At 44.2% G+C, this 21,332-nt stretch carries 26 protein-coding genes; all 26 read right to left on the bottom strand.

The annotated features are described in order from the left end of the window. On the bottom strand, nucleotides 1-777 hold the full coding sequence (gene fliR, locus KH172YL63_RS07765) for a flagellar biosynthetic protein FliR (protein WP_173105568.1): 777 nt from the start codon (nucleotides 775-777) through the stop codon (nucleotides 1-3). A gap of 4 nt (nucleotides 778-781) precedes the next feature. Further along, nucleotides 782-1,051, bottom strand: a complete 270-nt coding sequence (fliQ, locus tag KH172YL63_RS07760; protein WP_173105567.1) for a flagellar biosynthesis protein FliQ — start codon at nucleotides 1,049-1,051, stop codon at nucleotides 782-784. A 14-nt stretch (nucleotides 1,052-1,065) separates the two neighbouring features. Then, nucleotides 1,066-1,731 carry a flagellar type III secretion system pore protein FliP gene (gene fliP / locus KH172YL63_RS07755; protein WP_173105566.1) on the bottom strand — a complete coding sequence of 222 codons (666 nt, stop codon included), beginning with the start codon at nucleotides 1,729-1,731 and terminating at the stop codon, nucleotides 1,066-1,068. Next, on the bottom strand, nucleotides 1,724-2,344 hold the full coding sequence (locus KH172YL63_RS07750; protein ID WP_232066186.1) for a flagellar biosynthetic protein FliO: 621 nt from the start codon (nucleotides 2,342-2,344) through the stop codon (nucleotides 1,724-1,726). The genes fliP and KH172YL63_RS07750 overlap by 8 nt, the downstream gene beginning before the upstream one ends. 34 nt (nucleotides 2,345-2,378) lie before the next feature. Beyond that, nucleotides 2,379-2,741, bottom strand: coding sequence for a response regulator (locus KH172YL63_RS07745; RefSeq protein WP_173105564.1), 363 nt, complete (start codon nucleotides 2,739-2,741; stop codon nucleotides 2,379-2,381). A gap of 151 nt (nucleotides 2,742-2,892) precedes the next feature. Continuing rightward, complete coding sequence (fliY, locus tag KH172YL63_RS07740; RefSeq protein WP_173105563.1) at nucleotides 2,893-4,053, bottom strand: flagellar motor switch phosphatase FliY; 1,161 nt, start codon at nucleotides 4,051-4,053, stop codon at nucleotides 2,893-2,895. Further along, the gene (gene fliM, locus KH172YL63_RS07735) at nucleotides 4,043-5,041 is read right to left on the bottom strand and encodes a flagellar motor switch protein FliM (protein WP_173105562.1); all 999 of its coding nucleotides are present in this window, start codon (nucleotides 5,039-5,041) and stop codon (nucleotides 4,043-4,045) included. The genes fliY and fliM overlap by 11 nt, the downstream gene beginning before the upstream one ends. Nucleotides 5,042-5,075: 34 nt before the next feature. After that, nucleotides 5,076-5,501, bottom strand: coding sequence for a flagellar basal body-associated protein FliL (fliL, locus tag KH172YL63_RS07730; RefSeq protein ID WP_173105561.1), 426 nt, complete (start codon nucleotides 5,499-5,501; stop codon nucleotides 5,076-5,078). Continuing rightward, nucleotides 5,491-5,712, bottom strand: coding sequence for a flagellar FlbD family protein (locus KH172YL63_RS07725; RefSeq protein WP_173105560.1), 222 nt, complete (start codon nucleotides 5,710-5,712; stop codon nucleotides 5,491-5,493). Before KH172YL63_RS07725 ends, fliL begins: the two co-directional genes overlap by 11 nt. Before the next feature lie 69 nt (nucleotides 5,713-5,781). Continuing rightward, complete coding sequence (gene flgF, locus KH172YL63_RS07720) at nucleotides 5,782-7,008, bottom strand: flagellar basal-body rod protein FlgF (RefSeq protein WP_173105559.1); 1,227 nt, start codon at nucleotides 7,006-7,008, stop codon at nucleotides 5,782-5,784. 70 nt (nucleotides 7,009-7,078) lie between these two features. Next, nucleotides 7,079-7,468 (bottom strand): TIGR02530 family flagellar biosynthesis protein, encoded by a 390-nt coding sequence (locus KH172YL63_RS07715; protein ID WP_173105558.1) that lies wholly within the window; start codon nucleotides 7,466-7,468, stop codon nucleotides 7,079-7,081. An 11-nt stretch (nucleotides 7,469-7,479) separates the two neighbouring features. Continuing rightward, on the bottom strand, nucleotides 7,480-8,112 hold the full coding sequence (gene flgD / locus KH172YL63_RS07710) for a flagellar hook assembly protein FlgD (RefSeq protein ID WP_173105557.1): 633 nt from the start codon (nucleotides 8,110-8,112) through the stop codon (nucleotides 7,480-7,482). An 8-nt stretch (nucleotides 8,113-8,120) separates the two neighbouring features. Beyond that, nucleotides 8,121-9,344 carry a flagellar hook-length control protein FliK gene (locus KH172YL63_RS07705; RefSeq protein WP_173105556.1) on the bottom strand — a complete coding sequence of 408 codons (1,224 nt, stop codon included), beginning with the start codon at nucleotides 9,342-9,344 and terminating at the stop codon, nucleotides 8,121-8,123. Between the two features lie 20 nt (nucleotides 9,345-9,364). Further along, nucleotides 9,365-9,961 carry a MotE family protein gene (locus tag KH172YL63_RS07700; RefSeq protein WP_173105555.1) on the bottom strand — a complete coding sequence of 199 codons (597 nt, stop codon included), beginning with the start codon at nucleotides 9,959-9,961 and terminating at the stop codon, nucleotides 9,365-9,367. Nucleotides 9,962-9,965: 4 nt separating this feature from the next. Next, the gene (gene fliJ, locus KH172YL63_RS07695) at nucleotides 9,966-10,412 is read right to left on the bottom strand and encodes a flagellar export protein FliJ (protein WP_173105554.1); all 447 of its coding nucleotides are present in this window, start codon (nucleotides 10,410-10,412) and stop codon (nucleotides 9,966-9,968) included. Between the two features lie 5 nt (nucleotides 10,413-10,417). Further along, nucleotides 10,418-11,737: a flagellar protein export ATPase FliI gene (gene fliI / locus KH172YL63_RS07690; RefSeq protein WP_173105553.1), complete on the bottom strand. Its 1,320-nt coding sequence runs from the start codon at nucleotides 11,735-11,737 to the stop codon at nucleotides 10,418-10,420. After that, nucleotides 11,734-12,501, bottom strand: coding sequence for a flagellar assembly protein FliH (gene fliH / locus KH172YL63_RS07685; protein WP_173105552.1), 768 nt, complete (start codon nucleotides 12,499-12,501; stop codon nucleotides 11,734-11,736). Before fliH ends, fliI begins: the two co-directional genes overlap by 4 nt. After that, complete coding sequence (gene fliG, locus KH172YL63_RS07680; protein WP_173105551.1) at nucleotides 12,494-13,507, bottom strand: flagellar motor switch protein FliG; 1,014 nt, start codon at nucleotides 13,505-13,507, stop codon at nucleotides 12,494-12,496. Before fliG ends, fliH begins: the two co-directional genes overlap by 8 nt. A gap of 13 nt (nucleotides 13,508-13,520) precedes the next feature. Next, a complete protein-coding gene (gene fliF / locus KH172YL63_RS07675) occupies nucleotides 13,521-15,119 on the bottom strand; it encodes a flagellar basal-body MS-ring/collar protein FliF (RefSeq protein ID WP_173105550.1) in 1,599 nt (532 codons plus the stop codon). Between the two features lie 33 nt (nucleotides 15,120-15,152). After that, nucleotides 15,153-15,458: a flagellar hook-basal body complex protein FliE gene (gene fliE, locus KH172YL63_RS07670; RefSeq protein ID WP_173105549.1), complete on the bottom strand. Its 306-nt coding sequence runs from the start codon at nucleotides 15,456-15,458 to the stop codon at nucleotides 15,153-15,155. Between the two features lie 19 nt (nucleotides 15,459-15,477). Next, nucleotides 15,478-15,939, bottom strand: coding sequence for a flagellar basal body rod protein FlgC (gene flgC, locus KH172YL63_RS07665; protein ID WP_173105548.1), 462 nt, complete (start codon nucleotides 15,937-15,939; stop codon nucleotides 15,478-15,480). Between the two features lie 2 nt (nucleotides 15,940-15,941). Further along, nucleotides 15,942-16,328, bottom strand: coding sequence for a flagellar basal body rod protein FlgB (flgB, locus tag KH172YL63_RS07660; protein ID WP_173105547.1), 387 nt, complete (start codon nucleotides 16,326-16,328; stop codon nucleotides 15,942-15,944). A 1,167-nt stretch (nucleotides 16,329-17,495) separates the two neighbouring features. Further along, nucleotides 17,496-18,275, bottom strand: a complete 780-nt coding sequence (gene codY, locus KH172YL63_RS07655; RefSeq protein WP_173105546.1) for a GTP-sensing pleiotropic transcriptional regulator CodY — start codon at nucleotides 18,273-18,275, stop codon at nucleotides 17,496-17,498. A 96-nt stretch (nucleotides 18,276-18,371) separates the two neighbouring features. Continuing rightward, nucleotides 18,372-19,784 (bottom strand): ATP-dependent protease ATPase subunit HslU, encoded by a 1,413-nt coding sequence (gene hslU / locus KH172YL63_RS07650; RefSeq protein WP_173105545.1) that lies wholly within the window; start codon nucleotides 19,782-19,784, stop codon nucleotides 18,372-18,374. A 67-nt stretch (nucleotides 19,785-19,851) separates the two neighbouring features. Continuing rightward, nucleotides 19,852-20,394: an ATP-dependent protease subunit HslV gene (gene hslV, locus KH172YL63_RS07645; protein WP_173105544.1), complete on the bottom strand. Its 543-nt coding sequence runs from the start codon at nucleotides 20,392-20,394 to the stop codon at nucleotides 19,852-19,854. Nucleotides 20,395-20,414: 20 nt separating this feature from the next. Continuing rightward, on the bottom strand, nucleotides 20,415-21,314 hold the full coding sequence (gene xerC / locus KH172YL63_RS07640; RefSeq protein ID WP_173105543.1) for a tyrosine recombinase XerC: 900 nt from the start codon (nucleotides 21,312-21,314) through the stop codon (nucleotides 20,415-20,417). Nucleotides 21,315-21,332 lie beyond the last annotated feature (18 nt).

The raw sequence follows: 21,332 nt of genomic DNA, 5'->3' as shown, positions 1-21,332 counted from the left end.
TTACGTGCCCCCAATAATCTTCATTAAATCTCTCATCGTCACAAACATCATTTCAAACAATCTCTGTATGACTGAGAATGTGACCCCCATGACAATGAATAACACGATAAATGCGACCGCAATCTTTATTGGGAAGCCGACAACAAAGATATTCAACTGGGGGACGGTCCTCGCGACAATCCCCAATGCCACGTCTACCAGAAACAGGGTGGCGACAACAGGGATGGACATTTGAAAAGCGATGATGAACATGGAATTAAAGGATGTGATCACATAATCGAGCAAACCCTCATCTCCAAAAGGGATCCAGGGAGAGTCGATCGGGATCAGCTGATAGCTGTAAAATATCCCATCCAGCAATAAGTGGTGACCGTTCAATGCAAGGAGCAATAACAGAGCGAACGTATACAGATATTGACCGGTCAACGGGCTCTGTGCACCTGTTTGGGGATCGATGACATTGGCTATGGCAAAGCCCATTTGGAAATCGATGAATCCCCCTGCTATTTGAATCGCCGTTACGATCATGTAAGCAACAAACCCGATCAAGAGCCCGATCATCGTTTCTTTCATGACCAATAGTAAATATTGTCCGTTAATTTCGATTGCCTTGGATTCAATGCTATAGTACATGACCCACGAAAGGACCGCCGAAAATGCAATCCGGTGCTGTGCCGGAATGTTGCGGTATGAAAATAATGGCATGGTGACAAAAAAAGCAGAAACCCTGACAAAAATGAGTAAATACACTGGTAATATCGGGACGAGCTCTTCCATCACCTTACCCGACAAACCTTGTTAAATCTGAAAAAATCTGTGATGTGTATGTGACGAGCTTCGTCAGCATCCACGGCCCGAAGAATACGACCCCGATCAGTACGGCCACGATTTTAGGAATAAAGGCCAACGTTTGCTCCTGTATTTGCGTTGTTGCCTGGAAGATACTGACCATCAGTCCGACAATCAGGGCTAACAGCAATAAGGGAGCCGACACGATAAGGGTGACGTAGATCCCCCGTTCTGCCAGCGCAATAACCGATTCTGCATTCATTGAAACTCACCTACTTAAAAACTTTGTAAAAGAGATTTTATGACTAAATACCAGCCGTCCACAAGCACAAACAGTAAAATTTTGAACGGTAATGAAATCATGACAGGCGGCAGCATCATCATTCCCATGGACATCAGGACACTGGCCACGACCATGTCGATGACGAGGAATGGGATGAAGACCATGAAGCCGATCTGAAACGCCGTTTTAATTTCACTGAGTGCAAATGCAGGCACTAAGGATGTGAGAGGAATATCTTTTACCGATTCAGGACGTTCAGCCCCTGAATATTGCAGAAACAACTCAAGGTCCTTTTGCCTTGTCTGCTTGCTCATGAATTCTTTAAAAGGTATCGACGCCTTATCATAGGCTTCTTCAAGATTGATTTCTTCATTGAAAAGAGGTGTCAAAGCTTCATCGTTTACCTCCTGAAAGGTCGGAGCCATAATAAAGAAGGTAAGAAATAAAGACAGTCCAATCAATACTTGATTTGGCGGCATTTGTTGCGTTGCAAGTGACGTCCTCACAAAGGAAAGGACAATCATAATACGGGTGAAAGATGTCATCAGGATCAGGATGCTTGGTGCGAGTGACAAGACAGTAAATAATAATAACAGCTTTACACTCGTGGATACGCTCTCTGCAGAACTGCTGTTAAAAAACTCCATGAACTCATTCATCTGAATGATTCCCCTTATTTTTCAGGTCTTGGAGCATTTTTTTCCGGCTCCGGTTCATCTCTTCCAGCTGTGTCTTCAACTGGGATTGAAATGTGCCCGCTGATGAGGGCTGCTGATATTCTTTCACCTTTGATAACCAGCTTGTGACCGTCGTCTTAGCATCAGTAAATTGTGATTCCTGGTAATAGGAAAGAATTTCTTCCTTCTCCTCTTCATCTCTTACTTCCTTCAGAAGCTGGATATCCTCACCGACACCCAACACAAACACCTGCCTGCCGACCTTTACAACCTGGACGGAGCGATTCCCCCCGAGAGGCGCCCCTCCCAAGTGATTGATTAATTTCGTTTGTTGAAAGGATCTGCCCTTCTGATTGATAAACCTCAGTAAAAAATAAATAAGCAAAACGACAAAGATCAGGGCAAATACCATCTTGACGTAATCGAGAAACGTAACCGACGTGGAAAGCCCTGATTCAGAACCTTCCACTTCGGATGTTTGTTTATCGCTGCATTTATCTGGTTGTTCTATACAGTCCTTCACATTATTCACTTCTGCAGAGGCGGCAGGCGCCACACATACAGATAACATGAATAAGGTGATTGCTACTATCACATTCTTCAAACACATGCACCTTCTTATAGATCTGTTAGCTTAACGCTTTCTGGATCGCTTCAATTACACGATCTGCCTGGAATGGCTTGACGATGAAATCCTTTGCACCGGCCTGGATGGCATCGATGACCATCGCCTGTTGCCCCATGGCAGAACACATGATGATCTTTGCACCGGCATCCATCCCTTTGATTTCCTTCAATGCTGCAATCCCGTCTTTTTCAGGCATCGTAATGTCCATTGTGACAAGATCCGGTTTCAGTTCTTTATATTTCTCAACAGCCTGACTTCCATCAGCTGCTTCACCGACAACCTCAAACCCGTTTTTCGTTAAAATATCTTTAATCATCATTCTCATAAAGGCTGCATCATCCACAATTAGAATTTTATTTGACATTACTCTCATCCTCCACATTATCTTTGTATTTTATTTTTATATGGCCCGTATCGGACAAGGTTCCTTTCAGGTGACTCCGAGGATGGATCCCGGTTTTTTCAGCGGTCCTTCCTCATCTGGTCAGAAACAGCATTTCCGATAAGAGCCTGTATTATTTAAGTTTTTTCAAGCGGTCACTTTGACTGACTATGTCAGTGATCCTTACCCCGAAGTTTTCATCGATCACGACGACTTCTCCTTTGGCCATCAACTGGCTGTTCACAAGAATATCAACCGGTTCGCCGGCCAGTTTATCAAGTTCTATGATCGAGCCTGAAGATAATTCAAGGATATCTCTGACAGATCTGTTGGTCCTGCCGAGTTCCACTGTCACCTGTAAAGGAATATCCAGAAGCATATTGAGATTCTTCGTTTCATTTTGCCCCAGTGCAGCAGGTTCAAAGTTGCTGAATGTAGCCGGCTGTACGTTGACAGGCTCTGTGTTCATGCCGTGCCCCCCAAGATGTTGTGGAGCTGAAAGCGGGGCTTGTGGTGCCTGCATCTCTTGATGAACAGGCTGCTGGGATGCCTGAGGCGCCTCTGGCGTTGGTGTGACAGTTGGTGCCGCTTCTTCCTCTGCCTGCCCCCCATTCATCAACTCGTCTACAAGGCTTTTGGCGAAATGCAATGGAAGGAGCTGCATGATGTTTGAATCAATGAGATCTCCTATCTTCAAAGAAAATGAAACCTTTACCAGTAGATCCTGGTCCGGGATGTTTTCTTCGCCTTCACCTTTAGGTATGTACATGAGGTCGATGGAAGGAGGTGAAATATCCACCTTCTTGCTGAATACCGTCGACATCGACGTCGCTGCGGACCCCATCATCTGATTCATCGCTTCTTGTACTGCACTCAGTTGGATTTCTCCCAGGTCACCGGATGGATTCCTTCCATCCCCGCCAAGCATCAGGTCGGCGATAATGGAAGCGTCCGTCTGTTTGATGACCAATAAGTTCGCTCCAGAAAAACCTTCTGTATACTTCACTTGGATAGCCGCATATGGATGAGGGAATTCCTCTTCCAGGTAATTTCGGTCAATGATGCTTACCTTAGGGGTTGTGATCTCAACCTTCTGATTTAAAAGAGTGGATAGGGCAGTCGCTGAACTCCCAAAGGAAATATTCCCGATTTCTCCCAAAGCATCTTCTTCCATGCTGCTGATGTATTCACTCATGTTAATCTCTTTTCGGACTTCCACTTCTTCTTCGGGTTCAGCAGATCCCCGGAGTAACGCATCGATTTCATCTTGTGATAACATATCATCACTCATCATCGTCGTCTCCCCCCTTCAATGAATCTAGTATTTGCACTGCCATTTTTTTATTCGATTTACCCGGCTGTGCGGTAAATTTAGGAACATCGCCGACCCTTATCGTCAAAGGATCATCAATGCGTGTATTCATCTGGATGACATCCCCGATATTTAGAACAAGGAATTCTTCAATCGTAATATCGGAATGTCCCAGTTCAGCGATGACCGGTACATGCGCCTTCTTGATTCTTCGTTCAAGTTGTGCAGTTTCTTCCGGATTGCTTTCTTTCTTTTTCGACTCCATCCAGTAACTGCCGGCCAGTTTCGGAAGTATCGGTTCTAAGACGACGTGCGGGATGCAGATATTGATCATGCCGCTTGTTTCACCGATTGTCGTATTCAAAGAAATGACAACCACCGTCTCATTTGGAGAAACCATCTGAAGAAATTGGGGATTCACCTCAAACTCTTCAAAAACCGGATCAACATCGACAACCGTACTCCAGGCTTCCCTTAAATTCTCGAAGGCTTTTTCGAAAAGCTGACTCATGATTCGCGTTTCGATTTCCGTCAGATTCTCCACTTTATTAAAGCTTGTCCCTCTTCCCCCCATCACCCGGTCCATCATTGAATAGGCGATATTCGGGTTGATTTCCATCAGGATTCTGCCTTCAAGCGGCGGCAATTCATATACGTTCAGGATCGTCATCTTAGGGACAGACCTGATGAACTCTTCGTAGGGGATTTGATCCGCAGATGCAACATTAATTTGAACGTATGTCCTTAGTTGCGCAGAAAAATAGGTAGTCAAAATCCTCGCGAAGTTTTCATGTATCCTTGTTAAACTCCGTATTTGATCTTTTGAAAAGCGCAATGCCCTCTTAAAGTCGTATACTTTTACTTTTTTCTCTTCTTCTTCTTTTTTGAAATCATCCGCACTCATTTCCCCAGTGTTGAGGGCTGATAATAAAGCGTCTATTTCACTTTGGGATAAAACTTCACTTGCCATTCCTTCACCTCCAAACCTTCCATCATAGGCTACTTTATTGAATCATCATAGAGGTGATATAAACTTTTTCTACCTTGCCTTCTTGCATGAGGGAATTCACTTTATCCCTGACCTTTGTCTCGATCAGGTCTTTCCCTTTTTTCCCTTGAAGTTCTGCGGCCTTTAATTCAGAAAGCTCTTCTATGATGATATTATTCACTTGAAAATTTCTCTTTTCCAATTCACTTTTCGCTTTTTTACTATCTGTTTGGATTTTAAATGAGATACGAATAAAGTCATTGCTCATGAGATTTGTTGTCGTTTCGGGAACATCAACCGAGTATTCGATGACTTCCTCGATCGTCGGTTCCTTCACTTCTTCATCGCCTGAAAATTTCAGGATGACGACCAGGGCAATCACGCCGATAAGCGTAATGGTCGCCAACGTAATCATCATGATGGTGAGGGCCTTACTCTTCATCTTTACTTCCCCCCTCATGTGGCAGGTTAAATACATTCACTTTTTGGAAGAACTGCATTGAAAGGTTCTTCACTTCTTCCACGGTTTCTTTCACTACATAACGCCTGCCATTTGTTAATAGAATCGTTGTATCCGGGAAGGCTTCAACCGTTTCTATGTATAGGGCATTCAATGTGAAAGTCTTGCCATTCAATCTGGTCAACGTAATCATTGTTTATTGGGACTGACTACTCCTACTTCATCTTTGGATCAATCAGTCCCTTCCTCCCATTCTAAGGAATTAACGTTTTAAGTTTACTAGCTCTTGTAAAATTTCATCCGACGTTGTGATGATTCTCGTGTTTGCCTGGAATCCACGCTGAGCAGTGATCATTTCGGTGAATTCTTCAGACAGGTCAACATTGGACATTTCCAGTGAACCTGACTGTAGAGCACCCCTTCCTTCACCAGGAACACCCTGGTTCGGCAGCCCTGAGTTGTTTGAAGCCTGGAATAAATTATTTCCAGCTTTCATCAGACCGCCTGGATTAGAGAAAGTGGCAAGTGCAAGCTGACTCAGCACCCTTACTTCACCGTTTGAAAATACGCCGTTCACTTCACCTGAAGAACCAATATTGAAACTTTCAAGGGATCCTTCAGAGTTTCCGTCAACCGTATCGACATTGGCAGAAGAGGAGCTGTCGAACTGAGTGATTTTTGAGAAATCAAGCTTGATTGATTGGTTATTCGCACCAGTTGTATTCGTTAAATCTATTTGGAAAGGAACGTAACCGGCCTGCACTTTCCCTTCGTTATCGAAATTGATGGTCGTTGAAGTAGTGGCAGGATTGACGGAGACCCCATTAGTTAAGCTTGAAACTGTCACATCCCACTCATTCAACCCTGTCTTCTTCATGATCATCTTCAAGCTGATGTCTTGTCCAAGGGAATCTTTGACTTTCGTTTCCAATTCAATTTCAGTATTGACGGGCGCGCTCGATTTCAGGTTTCCATTGTAAATTGCGTTTCCAGTCGCCTGTGGTGCCATTGTCGTATTAGTATCAATTTTAATATCAGTTGCACCGCTTTTATTGACTTCCCCTGCACCGTTGACTGGATATCCCTGTACAAGATTCCCTTGACCTGTTACAAGGTTTCCGTTTGAATCCAGATAAAAGTTTCCTGCACGTGTATAAAGCTCGTTATTACCTTGTCTGACGACAAAGTATCCGTCACCGGAAATCGCAACATCCAAAGATCTGCCTGTAGTCTGGAGACTCCCTTGAGTCTGGATTGTGTCAATCGAGGAAAGGGAAGATCCTAATCCGACCTGCTTGGCGTTTTGTCCACCGCGATTTTCAGTTGCCCTGCTGGCACCTGAAACGGTTTGGTTCATAAGATCCTGGAACGTGACACGGCCTTTTTTGTAACCATACGTATTTACATTCGCGATGTTATTACCGATGACGTCGAGTTTCGTTTGAAAGTTCTTCATTCCACTAATACCTGAATACATTGAACGTAGCATGAATTTTTTCCCCTTTCGTATATGCTGCTTCTGTCATTCCACAGCATCAGGCTTCCTTATCAGGTCCAGCCTATGAATCGATTAATATAGTTCCGTTTATATTGGTAAAGATTTGTGTCCTTGCTTCTTCCCGGTCCATTGCCGTGATCACCGTCTTATTTGTGGCACTGACAATCAATGCCGCATCGTTCAATATGACCAGTGAATCCTTGACGCCCTTGGATCTTGCTTCTTTCACTTTTTCCCCGATCTCATCCCATGTTTGAGGGGAGATGGAGATGCCGCGCTGCTCCATCCTTATTCTTGCATGTTTACTGACCTGAATATTGGGTTTGCCTTGAAGGGCTTGATCCAATTGAACAGCAAACGATGAAGAAGGCCGAGCATCGGGTTTGGCAGCTTTGGATTGCTGGCTTGCTATGATAGGCTGCGGTGATCGATGAAAGAATGTCTTTTCCATAAGACCACTTCCTAAGATTCGATTTTATTCACTGTTTTACTGGAGATCTTCTCTCCTGTTTCTGTATGGATCCAAATCTCTGAATCTTTTTTCGAGACGGATTTCACAACTGCGCTCTTCTCACCTTCCCCGTTATCCCAGGTTACTTTCTTCCCGATGAGGAGAGATGCATTCACCAGGGAAGTCTCGCCTGCTCCTGCTTCGTTCACCTGCGAGATATTTCCGGGATTCAGGATCGTACCATCCTCCATGATGAATTCCACTGAGTTCCCTTTAAATCGAACTCCCTTCACAACCCCTTGACCTTCCTCGATTTCAGGGACATCATCGGAGTTTGACTCATTGATTTTATGCCAGGTCACCTGTTTTCCGACAAATTGATTATAGGAAATCAACTGGGACTGATTTTGATTGTCAACAAATTTCTCCATCGTCTTTGTCAGGTTGGTCATCTGCTCCAAGGAGGAAAAGGTTGCCATCTGGGCAATGAAGTCTTTATCCTGCATCGGATTTAACGGATCTTGATTTTGGAGCTGGGTCATCAGGATCTTCAGGAAATCATCTTTCCCGAGAATATCCTTACCTCCCTCACGCTGTTTCGCCTGTACGGTCGAGTATAGTAAAGCCGGATCAATTTTTGTCATTTTATCACCTATATTTCGGTATTTACGAGATAGTCTTTAAATGATTGGTCGTCCTCTTCCCGTTGCTCTGTCTGCTCAGCGTTTCTTTGATTCTTCTGTTCGTGGGAAGACTGCTGCTGGGATTGACCTTTGGATTGCCGGTCCATATCTGTTAAAGCCTGTGATACTTCAATCTTATCCACTTGCAGGTTTTGTGCTGAGAACGCATGCTTGAGCCCCTGTATCTGTGAATCTAGCATTTCTTTCGCCGTTGAAGTCGACGCCAGGATCTTGGCCGTCATGACACCGTTTTGCTGAAGAAGTTCAATCCGCAGGGAGCCCAATTGCTCCGGATAGAGCTTGATGAGTAATTTGCTCATATTCGGCTGGGAAGTCATTTGAGCCTTGCTCAAGATCTGTTGAAACTCCTTCACAAACTGTTCATACTGTACACTGCGGCCTGATCCAGACAGATTCATAGTAAAGCTTTCCGTCTTCGGGAGGACAAAATGAAGATTGCTTCCTTGAAAGGCATGGATCGCTTTTTTGTCGGTTGATTGGATGACCTGGTCGCTGTCAGAAGGCTGCACTACTGTATCCTTCATGGCGCCGGTCCAATTCTTTGTCAATTTTGTCAAAGAGGCATCAACATTAGCCTGGAGAAGCTTCACCAGCTCTTTCAGTTCAGTCATTTTAGAAGCTTCAGACACATGAAGGTCTCGGGGCTTCGCCACTAATTCCATTACCTTAGCGAGGGTGATGATCTCTTCAAGCCCTTTCCGTCCGCTATCCTGAAGTTGTCCCCCTGTCCCCTTCTGCTGAAAGGAATATTGCAAAAGCTGCATAAAACCGAGCAACAATTCATAAGGTTCATCTTCAGTCTCTGGGGGATTTCTCTCTCCAGCAGGCATCAACAGTGATTGAAGGTCGGAAAAAAGTGACTTCATCCCTTCCAAATCCATCCCGAGAATGTCAGCAATCTGATTCAGGTCCATCCCCTCTATTTTGGAGAGTTCTGATATCTGGTTTGCCGAAAGGCCCAGTTCTTCAAGATCTGTTGCTTGAAAAATCCCTGCCAGATTAAAAAGCAGCGGAAGATCGCCGGCCTTTTCAGCGTTACCCTTACTTTGCTGATTCGAGATAAACCCTAACAACTGTTGTGAAAATCCCTGGATGTCTTTATTGTCAACCTTTGGCCCTTTCAATCCTTGCACTTGCGGGCTGATGCCCTGTGGCCCAATCGTCATATCCATTATTTCACCCCCTTCCATAATCACCTTTCGTCTTCGGTAGAAAGTAGCTCTGTATACCTCGCTGCGTCAGCCGGCGGCATCTTTTCTAAAATATCAGCCAGTGTATCCGGTTTAATGCTTGAGAGTATTTTCATCGCTTCATCATCATTCATATTCAGAAGGACCGGTGCTGCACTTTTGGCAGACATTTCTTCAAAGGTATTCACCACTTCTTTGAATGCCCTTTTATTTTCTTCCCCAATCTGCCTCAGTTCTTCAAGCTCCTCTTCCTTTTGTTGGATATTAGCCTGAAGCTGTTCATTCTCGCTGTCTTTTTTTTCAATTTCGCTTTGAAGCTGCGTGATTTTTGCTTCCTGATCCTCGATGGATGCCTTCAGCGAAATCATTTTCTCCTGCAGCTGCTCCCTTTCCGCTTCATCCTGTGAAGGCATGACTTTTGATAAGAAAGGAATGTCTGAACTGAGTGTTTGTGCTTTCTCAAAGACATTGATTCCTGCAACAGCCATGATGACAAGTGCGAAGGTGATGGCAAATAAGAGAGGAATCAAGAAGATAAAAACGAATTTTTGGAAGCGGCTGTATGATTCTTTCTCTTCCTTTTCAATAACCTTTGCCATGGCATTACCTGACTCCCCGTTTCAAATATTGTGCAACAGACACTTCGTCCAATTGCTTATTCTCATCATGCTTGATGTTTTGAAGAAAGAGATGAAAATCTTTCTCCTTCATTTTTTCGTATTTCTTCACTTCTACATTCATATCAACCAATTTTTCTTCGTACCAGTTCATCCGGTTCCTCGCTTGGATAACCAGATCTTGATAGTAGGATATGGTTTTTTCAAGGTTTGTGATGAACTGCTGATGGTGCCGGATATCCTGGACTGACAAGCCTCCCTGCAGCTTGTTTTCCTGATGCTGCTCAAGGGTTTCCTTCTTTTTGAGGAATTCATACAGTTTCCCGGCAACCGTTTCGAATTTTTCGATTGAACCTTTAAATAACTCTTGAACCTCGTCCTTTTCTCTTTCCTTTAACGTCAAGATTCTTTGAAACTTATATTGATAACTCATTGAATTCATCCACCTTTATTCGATAGCTTCATAAGTTCATCAACACTCGCTGGAAGGGAAATTTGTTCATAAACGCCTTGTTTCAGGAAGGAAATGATGCTTGGATAAAATTGAATTGCTTCATCGATTTCCCTGGAAGTCCCCTTTTTATATGCCCCGATCTGGATAAGGTCTTCTGAGTTCATATACGTACTCAGCAACCCCCTTATTCTTGTCGCCGCTTCGAGGTGTTCCCCTGAGGCTAAATGATTCATCAGTCGACTGACACTTTTCAGCACGTTGATCGCAGGGAATTGACCTCTGTTGGCAATTTCCCTGTCCAACACGATATGTCCGTCGAGTATTCCCCTCACCGTGTCAGAGATGGGTTCGTTCAAGTCATCGCCATCCACCAGCACCGTGTAAAAAGCTGTAATACTGCCGTTGAGATTCGTCCCGGTCCTTTCCAGCAGCTTAGGCAATATGGCAAACACAGAAGGGGTATACCCTTTCGTCGTAGGGGGCTCCCCTACCGCCAGGCCGATTTCCCTCTGTGCCATGGCTACCCGTGTTGCCGAATCCATCATGAGCATGACATTCATTCCCCGATCGCGGAAATATTCTGCGATCGCCGTGGCAGTGAAAGCTCCTTTAATCCTCATGAGCGCTGGTTGATCACTTGTGGCGGCTACGACGATCGTCCGCTTCAAGCCTTCCTCACCCAGGTCTCTTTCAATGAACTCCCTCACTTCCCTGCCCCGCTCACCGATCAGCGCGATCACATTGATATCCGCTTTCGTGTTCCGTGCAATCATGCCGAGCAAGGTGCTTTTCCCTACCCCGCTTCCGGCAAATATTCCGACTCTCTGTCCTTTGCCTACAGTGAGCATGCTGTCGATCGCCTTGACCCCAACCTCCATTTTTTCATCAATGGGGGGCCTGGATAACGGATTGGGGGGGTCCTGTTCGGTATAAGCTGTACTCAGTCCTGATGGAAGCCCGCTGCCATCAAGAGGATGACCGAGGGAATCGATCACCTTTCCGATGAGAGACGGCCCTATCTTGATTTCAAGTGGCTTTGAGGTAGCTTCCACTAAGCTTCCAGGTGAAATATCCTGCATGTTCGTGTATGGCATGAGGATCACCAAATCATCATTGAACCCTACAACTTCCGCTAATATCATCTTCTGTTTCCCACGGGAGGAAATATGGATCCTGCACACCTCGCCAACGGAACTTTCCGGTCCCTGTGACTCGATCATCAGTCCTACGACACGTTTCACTTTACCGTATTTCTTGTAGGTTGGGATATGTGGGATATGCTGTATAAGATCGGCTGCCTTCATTCTGTTTCACCTTCAAGCAGGTGTGAAAGTTTGAGCTTTAATTCTTTCAATTGAGAATCGACACTGACGAGAACCCTGCCCTGGTTTGTTTCTATGAAACATTCCTGGGTCTCGAGATCGTCATTGGCATATATATAGCATTGAACATCTGCGGGAAACACCGCTTCGAGTTCAGATTTATGGTTGATGAGCAGTGCATGCCTTGAAGGGTGGACATGGATCTGGATATGAGGTAAATCCCTTACTTCCTTCAATCCCCTTTCCACAATGGAAAGGAATTGTCCAGGGTTTTCCTCAAGCTGTTGATTTATGATTTTCTCTGCGCAGGCAATGCCAAGGTTTAAAATGACTTTTTCTGCTCTTTGGATATAGTCTTCATACAATTGTTTATTCCGCTCATTTATCTCGTTCGCTTCCAATAAACGCTGATGATATTCACCATATCCTTTGTTTCTTCCTTCCTCTTCCCCCTGAAGGAATCCAGCGTTATAAGCTTCCTGCATAAGCTGTTCCCGTTCGATGACCCACTGCTCCCGTTCAAGGGCCAATTGCTCCTTCATCTCCCGGCTTTGGTTCTCTGCCGCCTGGATGATTTGCCGTGCTTCATTTTTTGCATCTTCAAGCACCTCTGCACCGCTCGGTCCTTGAAACGAGTGTTCGCCTGCCGAGGATGGTTCAGCAATCGGTTTGACACTTTTCAGACCTATGACTTTCCTGTTGTCTTCATGTCTCTGAGTTACGGTAGATTTAATGATTCTAGACAATAATATCGTCTCCTCCACCACGGGCAATGATGATTTCACCTGAATCCTCTAAGCGCCTGATGACTCCTACAATCCGTGACTGAGCTTCTTCCACATCACGCAATCGGACAGGACCCATGAATTCCATTTCTTCTTTAAGCGTCTCAACCATCCGGTTGGACATATTTCTGAATACCACTTCTTTGACTTCATCACTTGATACTTTAAGTGACAGAAGCAGGTCCTCATTATCACAATCACGGATAACACGTTGAATCGAACGGCCATCGAGCGTGACGATGTCTTCGAATACGAACATTCTCTTTTTGATTTCTTCTGCCAATTCGGGATCCTGGATTTCTAAGGCATCCAGAATCGTCTTCTCTGTTGAACGGTCGACTCCATTCAGCACTTCCACAACAGCTTCTACTCCGCCTGTTTGTGTATAGTCCTGAGTGACAGTGGCTGAAAGCTTCCTTTCCAATATCGCTTCCACCTCACTGATGACTTCCGGGGAAGTACCGTCCATGAGTGCGATTCTCCTCGCAATATCCGCCTGTACTTCCTGTGGAAGTTCTGACAGGATTTGTCCAGCCTGCTGCGGATCCAGGTATGAAAGGATCAAAGCGATCGTTTGCGGATGTTCATTTTGAATGAAATTAAGGATTTGAGCAGCATCTGCCCTCCTCGCAAAATCAAATGGCTTTACCTGTAAGGATGACGTCAGGCGATTGATGATAGCCGACGCCTGTTCAGAGCCGAGCGCCTTTTCCAATACTGTCTTTGCGTAGCCGATACCCCCTTGGGAGATATAGTCCTGCGCAATCGCGATATTGTGAAATTCTTCAAGGATCCCTTCTTTCGCTTCCGTCTCTACCTTTTTCACACCGGAAATCTCCAATGTGAGTTTTTCGATTTCTTCTTCTGATAAATGCTTATAAACAGACGCAGAAACATCTGGACCAAGAGAAATCAGGAGGATGGCTGCCTTTTGTTTACCTGTTAAGTCTTTCTCTTTTCTTCCCATGCGCTCATTCCCCCTAATCCTCTGTTAACCATGTGCGTAATAATTTCGCAAATTCTTCAGGTTTATCTTTCGCCATTCTTTCAAGCTGTTTCCGCCGGATCGAGCCTTCGGTTTCTTCTTTCTGTTCGATCTCCGGTATTTCTATCGGTTCTTTCAATTCTTCTATTTCAATTTCTTCTGCCTGAGCTTTCTTTCTCGAACGCAACAAGAATAATACTAATAGCAGGATGACGACCAACAGGACGCCACCGATCACATATGTCCACCAAGGCAGGAAAGGTTTTGCTTCAGCCGTGACATCCACTTTCCCGTTAAATGGCTGAACAGAAACCACGACCTTATCTTCAAGCGCATCCTCGGTCAATTCCGGATTGGCATCCTTGTCAATCGACGTCCGGACGATTGTAGATAGGACTTGGCGGATATCATCCACCCGGTCCTGGGGCAGTGAGTTCACGTCGTCCGCGTTCGGTGGTTCCACCATAACCTGAATCCCCAGGTCCCTGATTTTATATGGACTTTCAACGATTTCTGAATGAATGCGATTCACTTCATTGTTGATCGTTTCTTCCATTCGTTCATAATCACCGTTTGATTCAGAACCAGACCCATAGGTCACGCCACTGTTGGTCGGTTCATTTGCGTCCCCGGCACCGGCCGTCCCTCCAGGATTTGCACCCTCACCGGAGAACGTTTCTGTGATTCGCTGTGCGCTCACTGCGATTCCTTCAATATTCTCTTCATCGACCGGCTTAACGATGTCTTCTTTCCGCTTTTCCTGTGTAAAGTCAATATCGGTCGTAACCGATACAACAACCTTGTTAAACCCGATCAACGTACCGAGCATGTTCTGCACTTGACGCTGAATATCACGCTCGACTTCTTTTTTTATGTTCATCTGATCGGCAACATTGCTGCCTCCCAAAGAATGATTTTGAGAATCTAAATCAAAATACTCAAAAAATTGGTTCATGATGACGATATTATCTGTAGGAAGATCCGGAACACTTTTCGATACGAGATGATACAGTGATTTGATCTGCTTTTGATCAAAGTTAAACCCGGGCTTGGTGTTCAACACGATGGATGCTGAAGCATTTTGAACATCGTCATTCAAAAACACCTGTTTTTCCGGCAGATTGATCATGACTTTTGCATCCTGGATCCCATCTATTCCTTTGATCAGCTGGGCGATTTCTGTCTGCATGGCATCGAGCTTCATGACATTGAATTCATTATCAGTCATCCCGAAACCGGCATTCTGGCTGAAAAATGTATAATCTATGCTCCCTGAATTAGGGATTCCCTCTGCTGCCAATTCAACCTTCAGTGTATCTACCTGCTCTTTCGGAACCATGATGGTCGTACCGCCATCTGATATTTGGGAAGGGATCCCCCTTCCATCAAGGTTTTCTTTGATCGTTCCGGTCTCAGAGGGCGATAGGTTACTATACAAGGGAACGAGTGTCGTCCTCGTCGCAAAGAAACTCACAACGCTGATCAGTATGACTGAAATCAGAAAGATGGCTCCCATTGTGATTTTTTGCTTCTTCGATTTACTTGCCCAAAAAGACTTTATCTGTTCTGTGAATTTCTTAAACGATTCATTCATTACAATCCTCCGGTACTCGACTGCATGTGTCTACTACATTGGCATTCTCATTATTTCCTGATAGGCTTCGACTACTTTATTGCGTACTTCCATAGTTGTTTGTAAAGTGATGCTTGCCTTTTGTGACGCAATCATCACCTGATGCAGATCGACGTTTTCTCCCCGGACCAATTTCTCGGTCAGTTGATCTGATTGGACTTGCATCTTATTCACTTCGTCTATCGATTGCTTTAATAATTGACTGAAACTCCCGGTGGCTTCCGATGGAGTGATATTTTTTTTTGTGACTGACGGACTAATAGCTGCCGGATTGACCGAACTGATATTATGTAGTGCCATATCGAATTATTCCCTCGCTTTATTTACCGATTTCTAATGACTTCATCAACATAGCTTTATTTGCATTGAATACCGTCACATTGGCTTCATATGATCTGGTCGCAGAGATGAGATCCACCATCTCCCGCAATGGATCTACGTTTGGCATTTGAACGAAGCCGTCTTCATTCGCATCAGGGTGTTCAGGATCATACACCATCTTAAAAGGAGTTTCTTCGTCATCTATGATTTTAGATACCTTCACTCCACTGCCGACCGATTGGTTCCCTCCACTTTTCATTGCCTGATTGAGGAATGATGTGAATTGATTCTCATTCGGAGAAATGACGACCGACTTCCGTTTATACGGCTGCCATTCTCCGTCGACGAGCTTCCCCCTTGTCGTGTCCACATTGGCCATATTGGATGAAATGACATCCATCCTTAAGCGCTGGGCGGTGAGGGCTGAAGAAGTTGTATTCATTCCAGTGAACATGCCCATGATTATTTACCTCCCCTTACGACGGTTTGCAGACTATTAAACTTTCCGTTTAATCGGTCCGTCAACGCATTAAAATAAATCTGGTTCGTCGCCATTTCAGACATCTCCTGATCCAAATCAACACCGTTCCCATTATGGTTGTATTGGGATGTTTTCGTTTTGACGGCGGGATGCTGATCACCGTATTGAAAAGAAAAGTGACGCTGATCCGTACGTTTTGCTTCTAATTGTTTTACTGATTGATCTAAAACCGACTTAAATTCCACTGTTTTGGCTTTATATTTCGGAGTATCGACATTTGCGATATTCTGGGAAATGACCTTTTGATTTAAAGAGGCGTAATCCATTCCTCTTTCGAGTGTCGAAAACGTGTTGGAAAAAAGTTTCACTACAGGCACCCCTGTTCTATTTTTGACATACTTCAACTATTTTTGACATTTTTAGCATACAACAGTATTAATTGTAATGTGTAGCAAGATAAGTGTCTATGAATATTAGGTAAATTTTCGAGAAAGAGGCAGTTATGAGACGGAATTGTGACTTTTAATCTAGTTTTAAGGACATAATTACCATGTATATTTCTTCAAATACATATTGATTTTTCTATTTATATTACATTATCGTTACAATACCCCAAAATATGTTGAGTTGGCAGAAATTCTCTTCATCTCCTTATGGAGGAACTACTGACTATATTTTTCAGCATTCCCTTCCACAATATAGAAAATATCACCTCTTGAAAGGTGAATGATTGAAAATATCTATAAATATTCAGACAAATGGATAAATGTCGAAAACAGTCGTAACACGCTTGTAACTTTATTGTACTACCCAAGCTGGATATGACAATACCTAAAAACAGTTAATTGGTAGTCCATTCGACTTATTTTAGTTCAACAGTCTGACATTTCCGTTTATTCATGCAATCCAGCATAGGAGCTGGTTTTTATCCATTCTTTTATTTATGTAATTTTTCCCTTTTATTAGGAGGTTTCTGCGGGAGGAGTAACGCCTTGAAGATTTACACGGGGCCATTTCACAAAAGACACATTTTGCAGGATGCAGGAATTTCCGAATATAGGCATTGGCAGCTCATATAAACACAAGGCTCTTTTAAAATAGATTGTTGTATTATTAGACGTTATTATGAGCATCTTCAGTAATTTGTGGAGACTGCGTAATAAATCAATGAATCAAGGGCAATGAACTTGAATTAAGTTTTTAACTACTATTCAGAAGATAAATAAGCAGTTAGTTCAATGGATTTTTGGTCTTTATCTTCGATGGTTGATTCTCGCTGCAGATGCTCGACTCCTGCGGGAACTGATGGACAGGTGAGACCCCGCAGGACGAAGTCCGAGGAGGCTCACCGCCATCCCCGCGGAAAGCGAGCATCTGGAGCGGAAATCAACCGCATCTCGCTTGTCTAAAAGTCACAATGTTTATGAAAACAACCAAACAAAAAAATCCGAACGCATGCGATCTTCATAGTGAATGATCGCATGATTGTCCGGATTCCATTTCTGCTGAAAAGATTTGTTTTCAGCTCTGTGCTATTAATTTGTACGTAACTTATCCAATTCAACAAGGAACTTGTTGTTCAATACTTTGATGTATGTTCCTTTCATTCCAAGTGAACGTGATTCGATCACTCCGGCACTTTCCAGCTTGCGGAGTGCATTGACGATGACAGAACGGGTAATTCCGACTCTGTCGGCAATTTTAGAAGCGACTAAAAGTCCTTCATTTCCATCAAGTTCTTCAAAGATGTGCTCGATTGCTTCAAGCTCACTGTAAGATAATGAACTGATCGCCATTTGGACTACAGCTTTGCTTCGTGCTTCCACTTCGATTTCTTCAGCTTTCTCACGAAGGATTTCCATTCCAACAACTGTCGCACCATACTCTGCAAGGATAAGGTCATCATCCTCGAAGCTTGCTTCAAGGCGCGCAAGGATCAATGTTCCAAGTCTTTCTCCCCCACCGATGATCGGTACGATCGTTGTAAGACCGTTTTTGAAGAACTCTCTGTTCTCCACCGGGAATGCAGTATATTCGCTGTTTACATCCAGGTTTGGTGAAGTTTCACTGATATTGAAAAGATTTTGCGTATACTCTTCCGGGAATTGACGATCAGCCAACATTTGTTTCATACGCTCATTTTCAATTTGTTGATTGATTGCATATCCAAGTAATTTACCTCTGCGGCTCACGACGAATACATTCGCTTCGATCACCTTGCTCAGGGTTTCAGACATTTCTTTGAAATTAACCGGTTTACCCGCAGCTTTTTGCAACATTGCATTGATTGTTCTTGTTTTACCTAATAAATTCATTTCATTTCCTCCTACTACAACATAAGTGTATCTATTATTAAATTTAGTATGATGATCAGTTCATCTATCTTTACCCCATATAAGGTACATGAAAACTTATAGGATAAACTGGCTTAAGTCTTTATCTTTAGAGATGGCACCGAGCTTTTCATTCACATATGCCGGGGTGATCTCGACTGTCTCCAATGTGATATCCGGCGCTTCGAATGATAGATCCTCAAGTAGTTTTTCCATGATGGTATGAAGTCTTCTGGCACCGATGTTGTCAGTATTCTGATTCACATCATATGCGATTTCAGCTAGTCTACGAATAGCATCGTCAGAAAATTCAATTTGTATACCTTCTGTTTCCATTAAAGCGATATATTGCTTAATAATGGCGTTATCCGGTTCTACAAGAATCCTGACAAAGTCTTCGGTACTCAGCTTCTGAAGCTCCACCCTGATCGGGAATCGGCCTTGCAATTCCGGGATAAGGTCGGAAGGCTTGCTCATGTGGAACGCTCCGGCGGCAATGAACAGCACATGGTCCGTTTTAACCGATCCGTATTTGGTGACGATGGTCGAACCTTCGACGATTGGAAGGATATCACGCTGCACACCTTCCCTCGAAACATCTGCAGAGGATTGACCTGAGCTCTTGCTTGCGATCTTATCAATCTCGTCTATGAAGATGATGCCGGATTGTTCTGCACGGACGATTGCCTCTTGGGTCACTTCATCCATATCGATCAGCTTTTGGGCTTCCTCGTTCGTAAGGACCACCCTTGCTTCTTTTACCTTCAGTTTACGCTTTTTCTTCTTTTTGGGCATAAAGTTGCTTAGTGCGTCCTGCATGTTCATGCCCATTTGTTCCATACCCGATCCCTGAAGCATATCGAACATGGATGCTTGCTGCTCTTCCACATCAATCGTGATGAACTCTTCCTCGAGCTCACCGTTCAAAAGCTTCTTCTCCATCCGTCGCCTTTGCTCCTGAAGGGAGATCTCCTCTTGCTTTTCATCGTCTTCTGTCGTCGTGCCCTCCGGCTGGTTTCCGCCGAAAATCATTTCAAATGGATTTTTGTAAGAGGCGGATTTCTTCTTGGACGGTACGACAAGCTCGACAAGCCTGCGGTTGGCATTTTCTGCAGCCCTTTCCCGGACGCCTACCATTTTCTCCTCTTTCACGAGGCGGACGGAAGTCTCAACCAGGTCTCTTACCATCGATTCCACATCGCGGCCCACATAGCCCACTTCCGTGAACTTTGTGGCTTCAACTTTTACAAAAGGTGCACGTACAAGCTTCGCGATCCTTCTCGCAATCTCAGTCTTTCCTACCCCAGTCGGCCCCATCATCAAGATGTTCTTCGGAATTACTTCATCCTTTAAAACATCTGAAAGGAGGCTGCGGCGATAGCGATTGCGCAACGCAACCGCTACGGCACGCTTTGCGTCTTTTTGGCCTACAATATATTGGTCCAAACGTTCAACGATTTGTCTTGGAGTCAAATTGTCAGTACTCTTCATCGATTGGCACACTCCTTACTTTCTCTATAGTGTGAAAGAAATTAACGTTCAATCTCAAATTTTTCGATTAAAGCTCTTCAACGATAATTTGTTCATTCGTATAAACACAAATATCAGCAGCGATCTGCAGGGACGATTTGGCAATTTCTTTCGCTGACAGATGGTCCCCTGCATATTGCTTCAGCGCTCTGCCGGCCGATAACGCATAGTTCCCGCCTGAACCGATCGCCAATATACCATCATCAGGTTCAATGACTTCACCGGTGCCGGAAATCAACAGCAGATGATCCTCATCCATGACAATCAGCATCGCCTCAAGCTTTCTCAGCACCTTATCACTCCGCCATTGCTTGGCTAATTCCACTGCAGCCCGTGGAAGGTTGCCGTTGAATTCTTGAAGCTTCCCTTCAAACATCTCTGACAAAGTGAAGGCATCGGCCACTGAACCGGCGAAACCAGCCAATACTTTCCCGTTGAATAATTTCCGTACTTTTTTGGCCGTATGCTTCATGACGACTGAATTGCCAAACGTCACCTGACCGTCACCTGACATCGCACATTTGCCTTTATGCTGTACGGCAAAAATAGTCGTTGCGTGGAATTGTTCCATATCCTTACCCTCCAACTCTTTTATGCACGTGGATGATGTGCTAAATACGTTTTTCTCAGCTGATCCTTCGACACATGCGTATATACCTGGGTGGAGGATAACTGAGCGTGTCCGAGCAGTTCCTGGACCGTCCTTAAATCTGCCCCATTATTCAATAGATGTGTGGCAAACGTATGCCTCAACATATGAGGATGAATTTTCCCGGTCAGAGAAGCTTTCTCGATGATCTTATTCAGTATCAAGCGGATGCCTCTTTCGGTTAATGGTCCACCACGATGATTGACCAGGAGTTTCGAGTGCGTCTGCTTCTTCATCAGTTTCGGCCGGGACTGTGTTATGTATTGTTCCATGGCATCGTGGGCATAGCTGCCAAACGGCACATACCTCTCTTTGTTCCCTTTCCCGTGAACCAGGATCGTGGAAAGCCCAAAGTCTACATCTTTCACCTGCATCCCCGTACATTCGCTCACACGGATGCCCGTTGCATATAAAAGTTCAAATATGGCCCGGTTTCTGATGTCGAGCGGCGATTCCCCTTCACATGCTTTCAAGAGCGCTTCTATTTCTTCTTCATAAAAGAAGGTGGGAAGCCTGGTCTCTTTTTTGGGAAGGTTGACAAAAGAAAAAGGATTATCGAGCAACTGTTTTTCACGGTTGAGAAAACGATAGAAGCTTCTTAAACTGGATACCTTCCGGGAAACGGAAGACCTCATTAAACCATGATCATGCAGCTTAGTTAAAAAAAGTCTCGCATCAGAATACTCGACATCTTTTAATGAACGTAAACCTTGTTCTTTCATAAATACGTAGAACTCTTCGATATCATGACGATATTGTTCAAAAGTATGAGCAGAATAATGCTTTTCTATTTGTAAATATTCAGTAAAGGATTGTAGTTGTTCATCTAATTGTTTGTTCATGTTTAACACCTCACAAGG

This window comes from Bacillus sp. KH172YL63, from assembly GCF_011398925.1.
Lineage (GTDB): Bacteria > Bacillota > Bacilli > Bacillales > Bacillaceae_B > Rossellomorea.
Note: the sequence above shows the minus strand (reverse complement) of the source record. Positions and strands in the feature narration are given on the sequence as shown.

Coding starts and splice junctions, on each gene's coding strand:
- fliL (WP_173105561.1), bottom strand. CDS start 5,501: ATGAAGAGTAAGGCCCTCACCATCATGATGATTACGTTGGCGACCATT.
- fliI (WP_173105553.1), bottom strand. CDS start 11,737: ATGAAGGCAGCCGATCTTATACAGCATATCCCACATATCCCAACCTAC.
- KH172YL63_RS07745 (WP_173105564.1), bottom strand. CDS start 2,741: ATGTCAAATAAAATTCTAATTGTGGATGATGCAGCCTTTATGAGAATG.
- codY (WP_173105546.1), bottom strand. CDS start 18,275: ATGAATTTATTAGGTAAAACAAGAACAATCAATGCAATGTTGCAAAAA.
- KH172YL63_RS07725 (WP_173105560.1), bottom strand. CDS start 5,712: ATGATTACGTTGACCAGATTGAATGGCAAGACTTTCACATTGAATGCC.
- fliG (WP_173105551.1), bottom strand. CDS start 13,507: ATGGGAAGAAAAGAGAAAGACTTAACAGGTAAACAAAAGGCAGCCATC.
- fliJ (WP_173105554.1), bottom strand. CDS start 10,412: ATGAGTTATCAATATAAGTTTCAAAGAATCTTGACGTTAAAGGAAAGA.
- fliM (WP_173105562.1), bottom strand. CDS start 5,041: ATGGCAAGTGAAGTTTTATCCCAAAGTGAAATAGACGCTTTATTATCA.
- fliE (WP_173105549.1), bottom strand. CDS start 15,458: ATGGCACTACATAATATCAGTTCGGTCAATCCGGCAGCTATTAGTCCG.
- fliR (WP_173105568.1), bottom strand. CDS start 777: ATGGAAGAGCTCGTCCCGATATTACCAGTGTATTTACTCATTTTTGTC.
- flgC (WP_173105548.1), bottom strand. CDS start 15,939: ATGGGCATGTTCACTGGAATGAATACAACTTCTTCAGCCCTCACCGCC.
- hslV (WP_173105544.1), bottom strand. CDS start 20,394: ATGGAACAATTCCACGCAACGACTATTTTTGCCGTACAGCATAAAGGC.
- KH172YL63_RS07705 (WP_173105556.1), bottom strand. CDS start 9,344: ATGGATATGACGATTGGGCCACAGGGCATCAGCCCGCAAGTGCAAGGA.
- KH172YL63_RS07715 (WP_173105558.1), bottom strand. CDS start 7,468: ATGGAAAAGACATTCTTTCATCGATCACCGCAGCCTATCATAGCAAGC.
- hslU (WP_173105545.1), bottom strand. CDS start 19,784: ATGAAGAGTACTGACAATTTGACTCCAAGACAAATCGTTGAACGTTTG.
- flgF (WP_173105559.1), bottom strand. CDS start 7,008: ATGCTACGTTCAATGTATTCAGGTATTAGTGGAATGAAGAACTTTCAA.
- flgD (WP_173105557.1), bottom strand. CDS start 8,112: ATGACAAAAATTGATCCGGCTTTACTATACTCGACCGTACAGGCGAAA.
- xerC (WP_173105543.1), bottom strand. CDS start 21,314: ATGAACAAACAATTAGATGAACAACTACAATCCTTTACTGAATATTTA.
- fliY (WP_173105563.1), bottom strand. CDS start 4,053: ATGATGAGTGATGATATGTTATCACAAGATGAAATCGATGCGTTACTC.
- fliP (WP_173105566.1), bottom strand. CDS start 1,731: ATGAATGAGTTCATGGAGTTTTTTAACAGCAGTTCTGCAGAGAGCGTA.
- fliF (WP_173105550.1), bottom strand. CDS start 15,119: ATGAATGAATCGTTTAAGAAATTCACAGAACAGATAAAGTCTTTTTGG.
- KH172YL63_RS07700 (WP_173105555.1), bottom strand. CDS start 9,961: ATGGCAAAGGTTATTGAAAAGGAAGAGAAAGAATCATACAGCCGCTTC.
- fliQ (WP_173105567.1), bottom strand. CDS start 1,051: ATGAATGCAGAATCGGTTATTGCGCTGGCAGAACGGGGGATCTACGTC.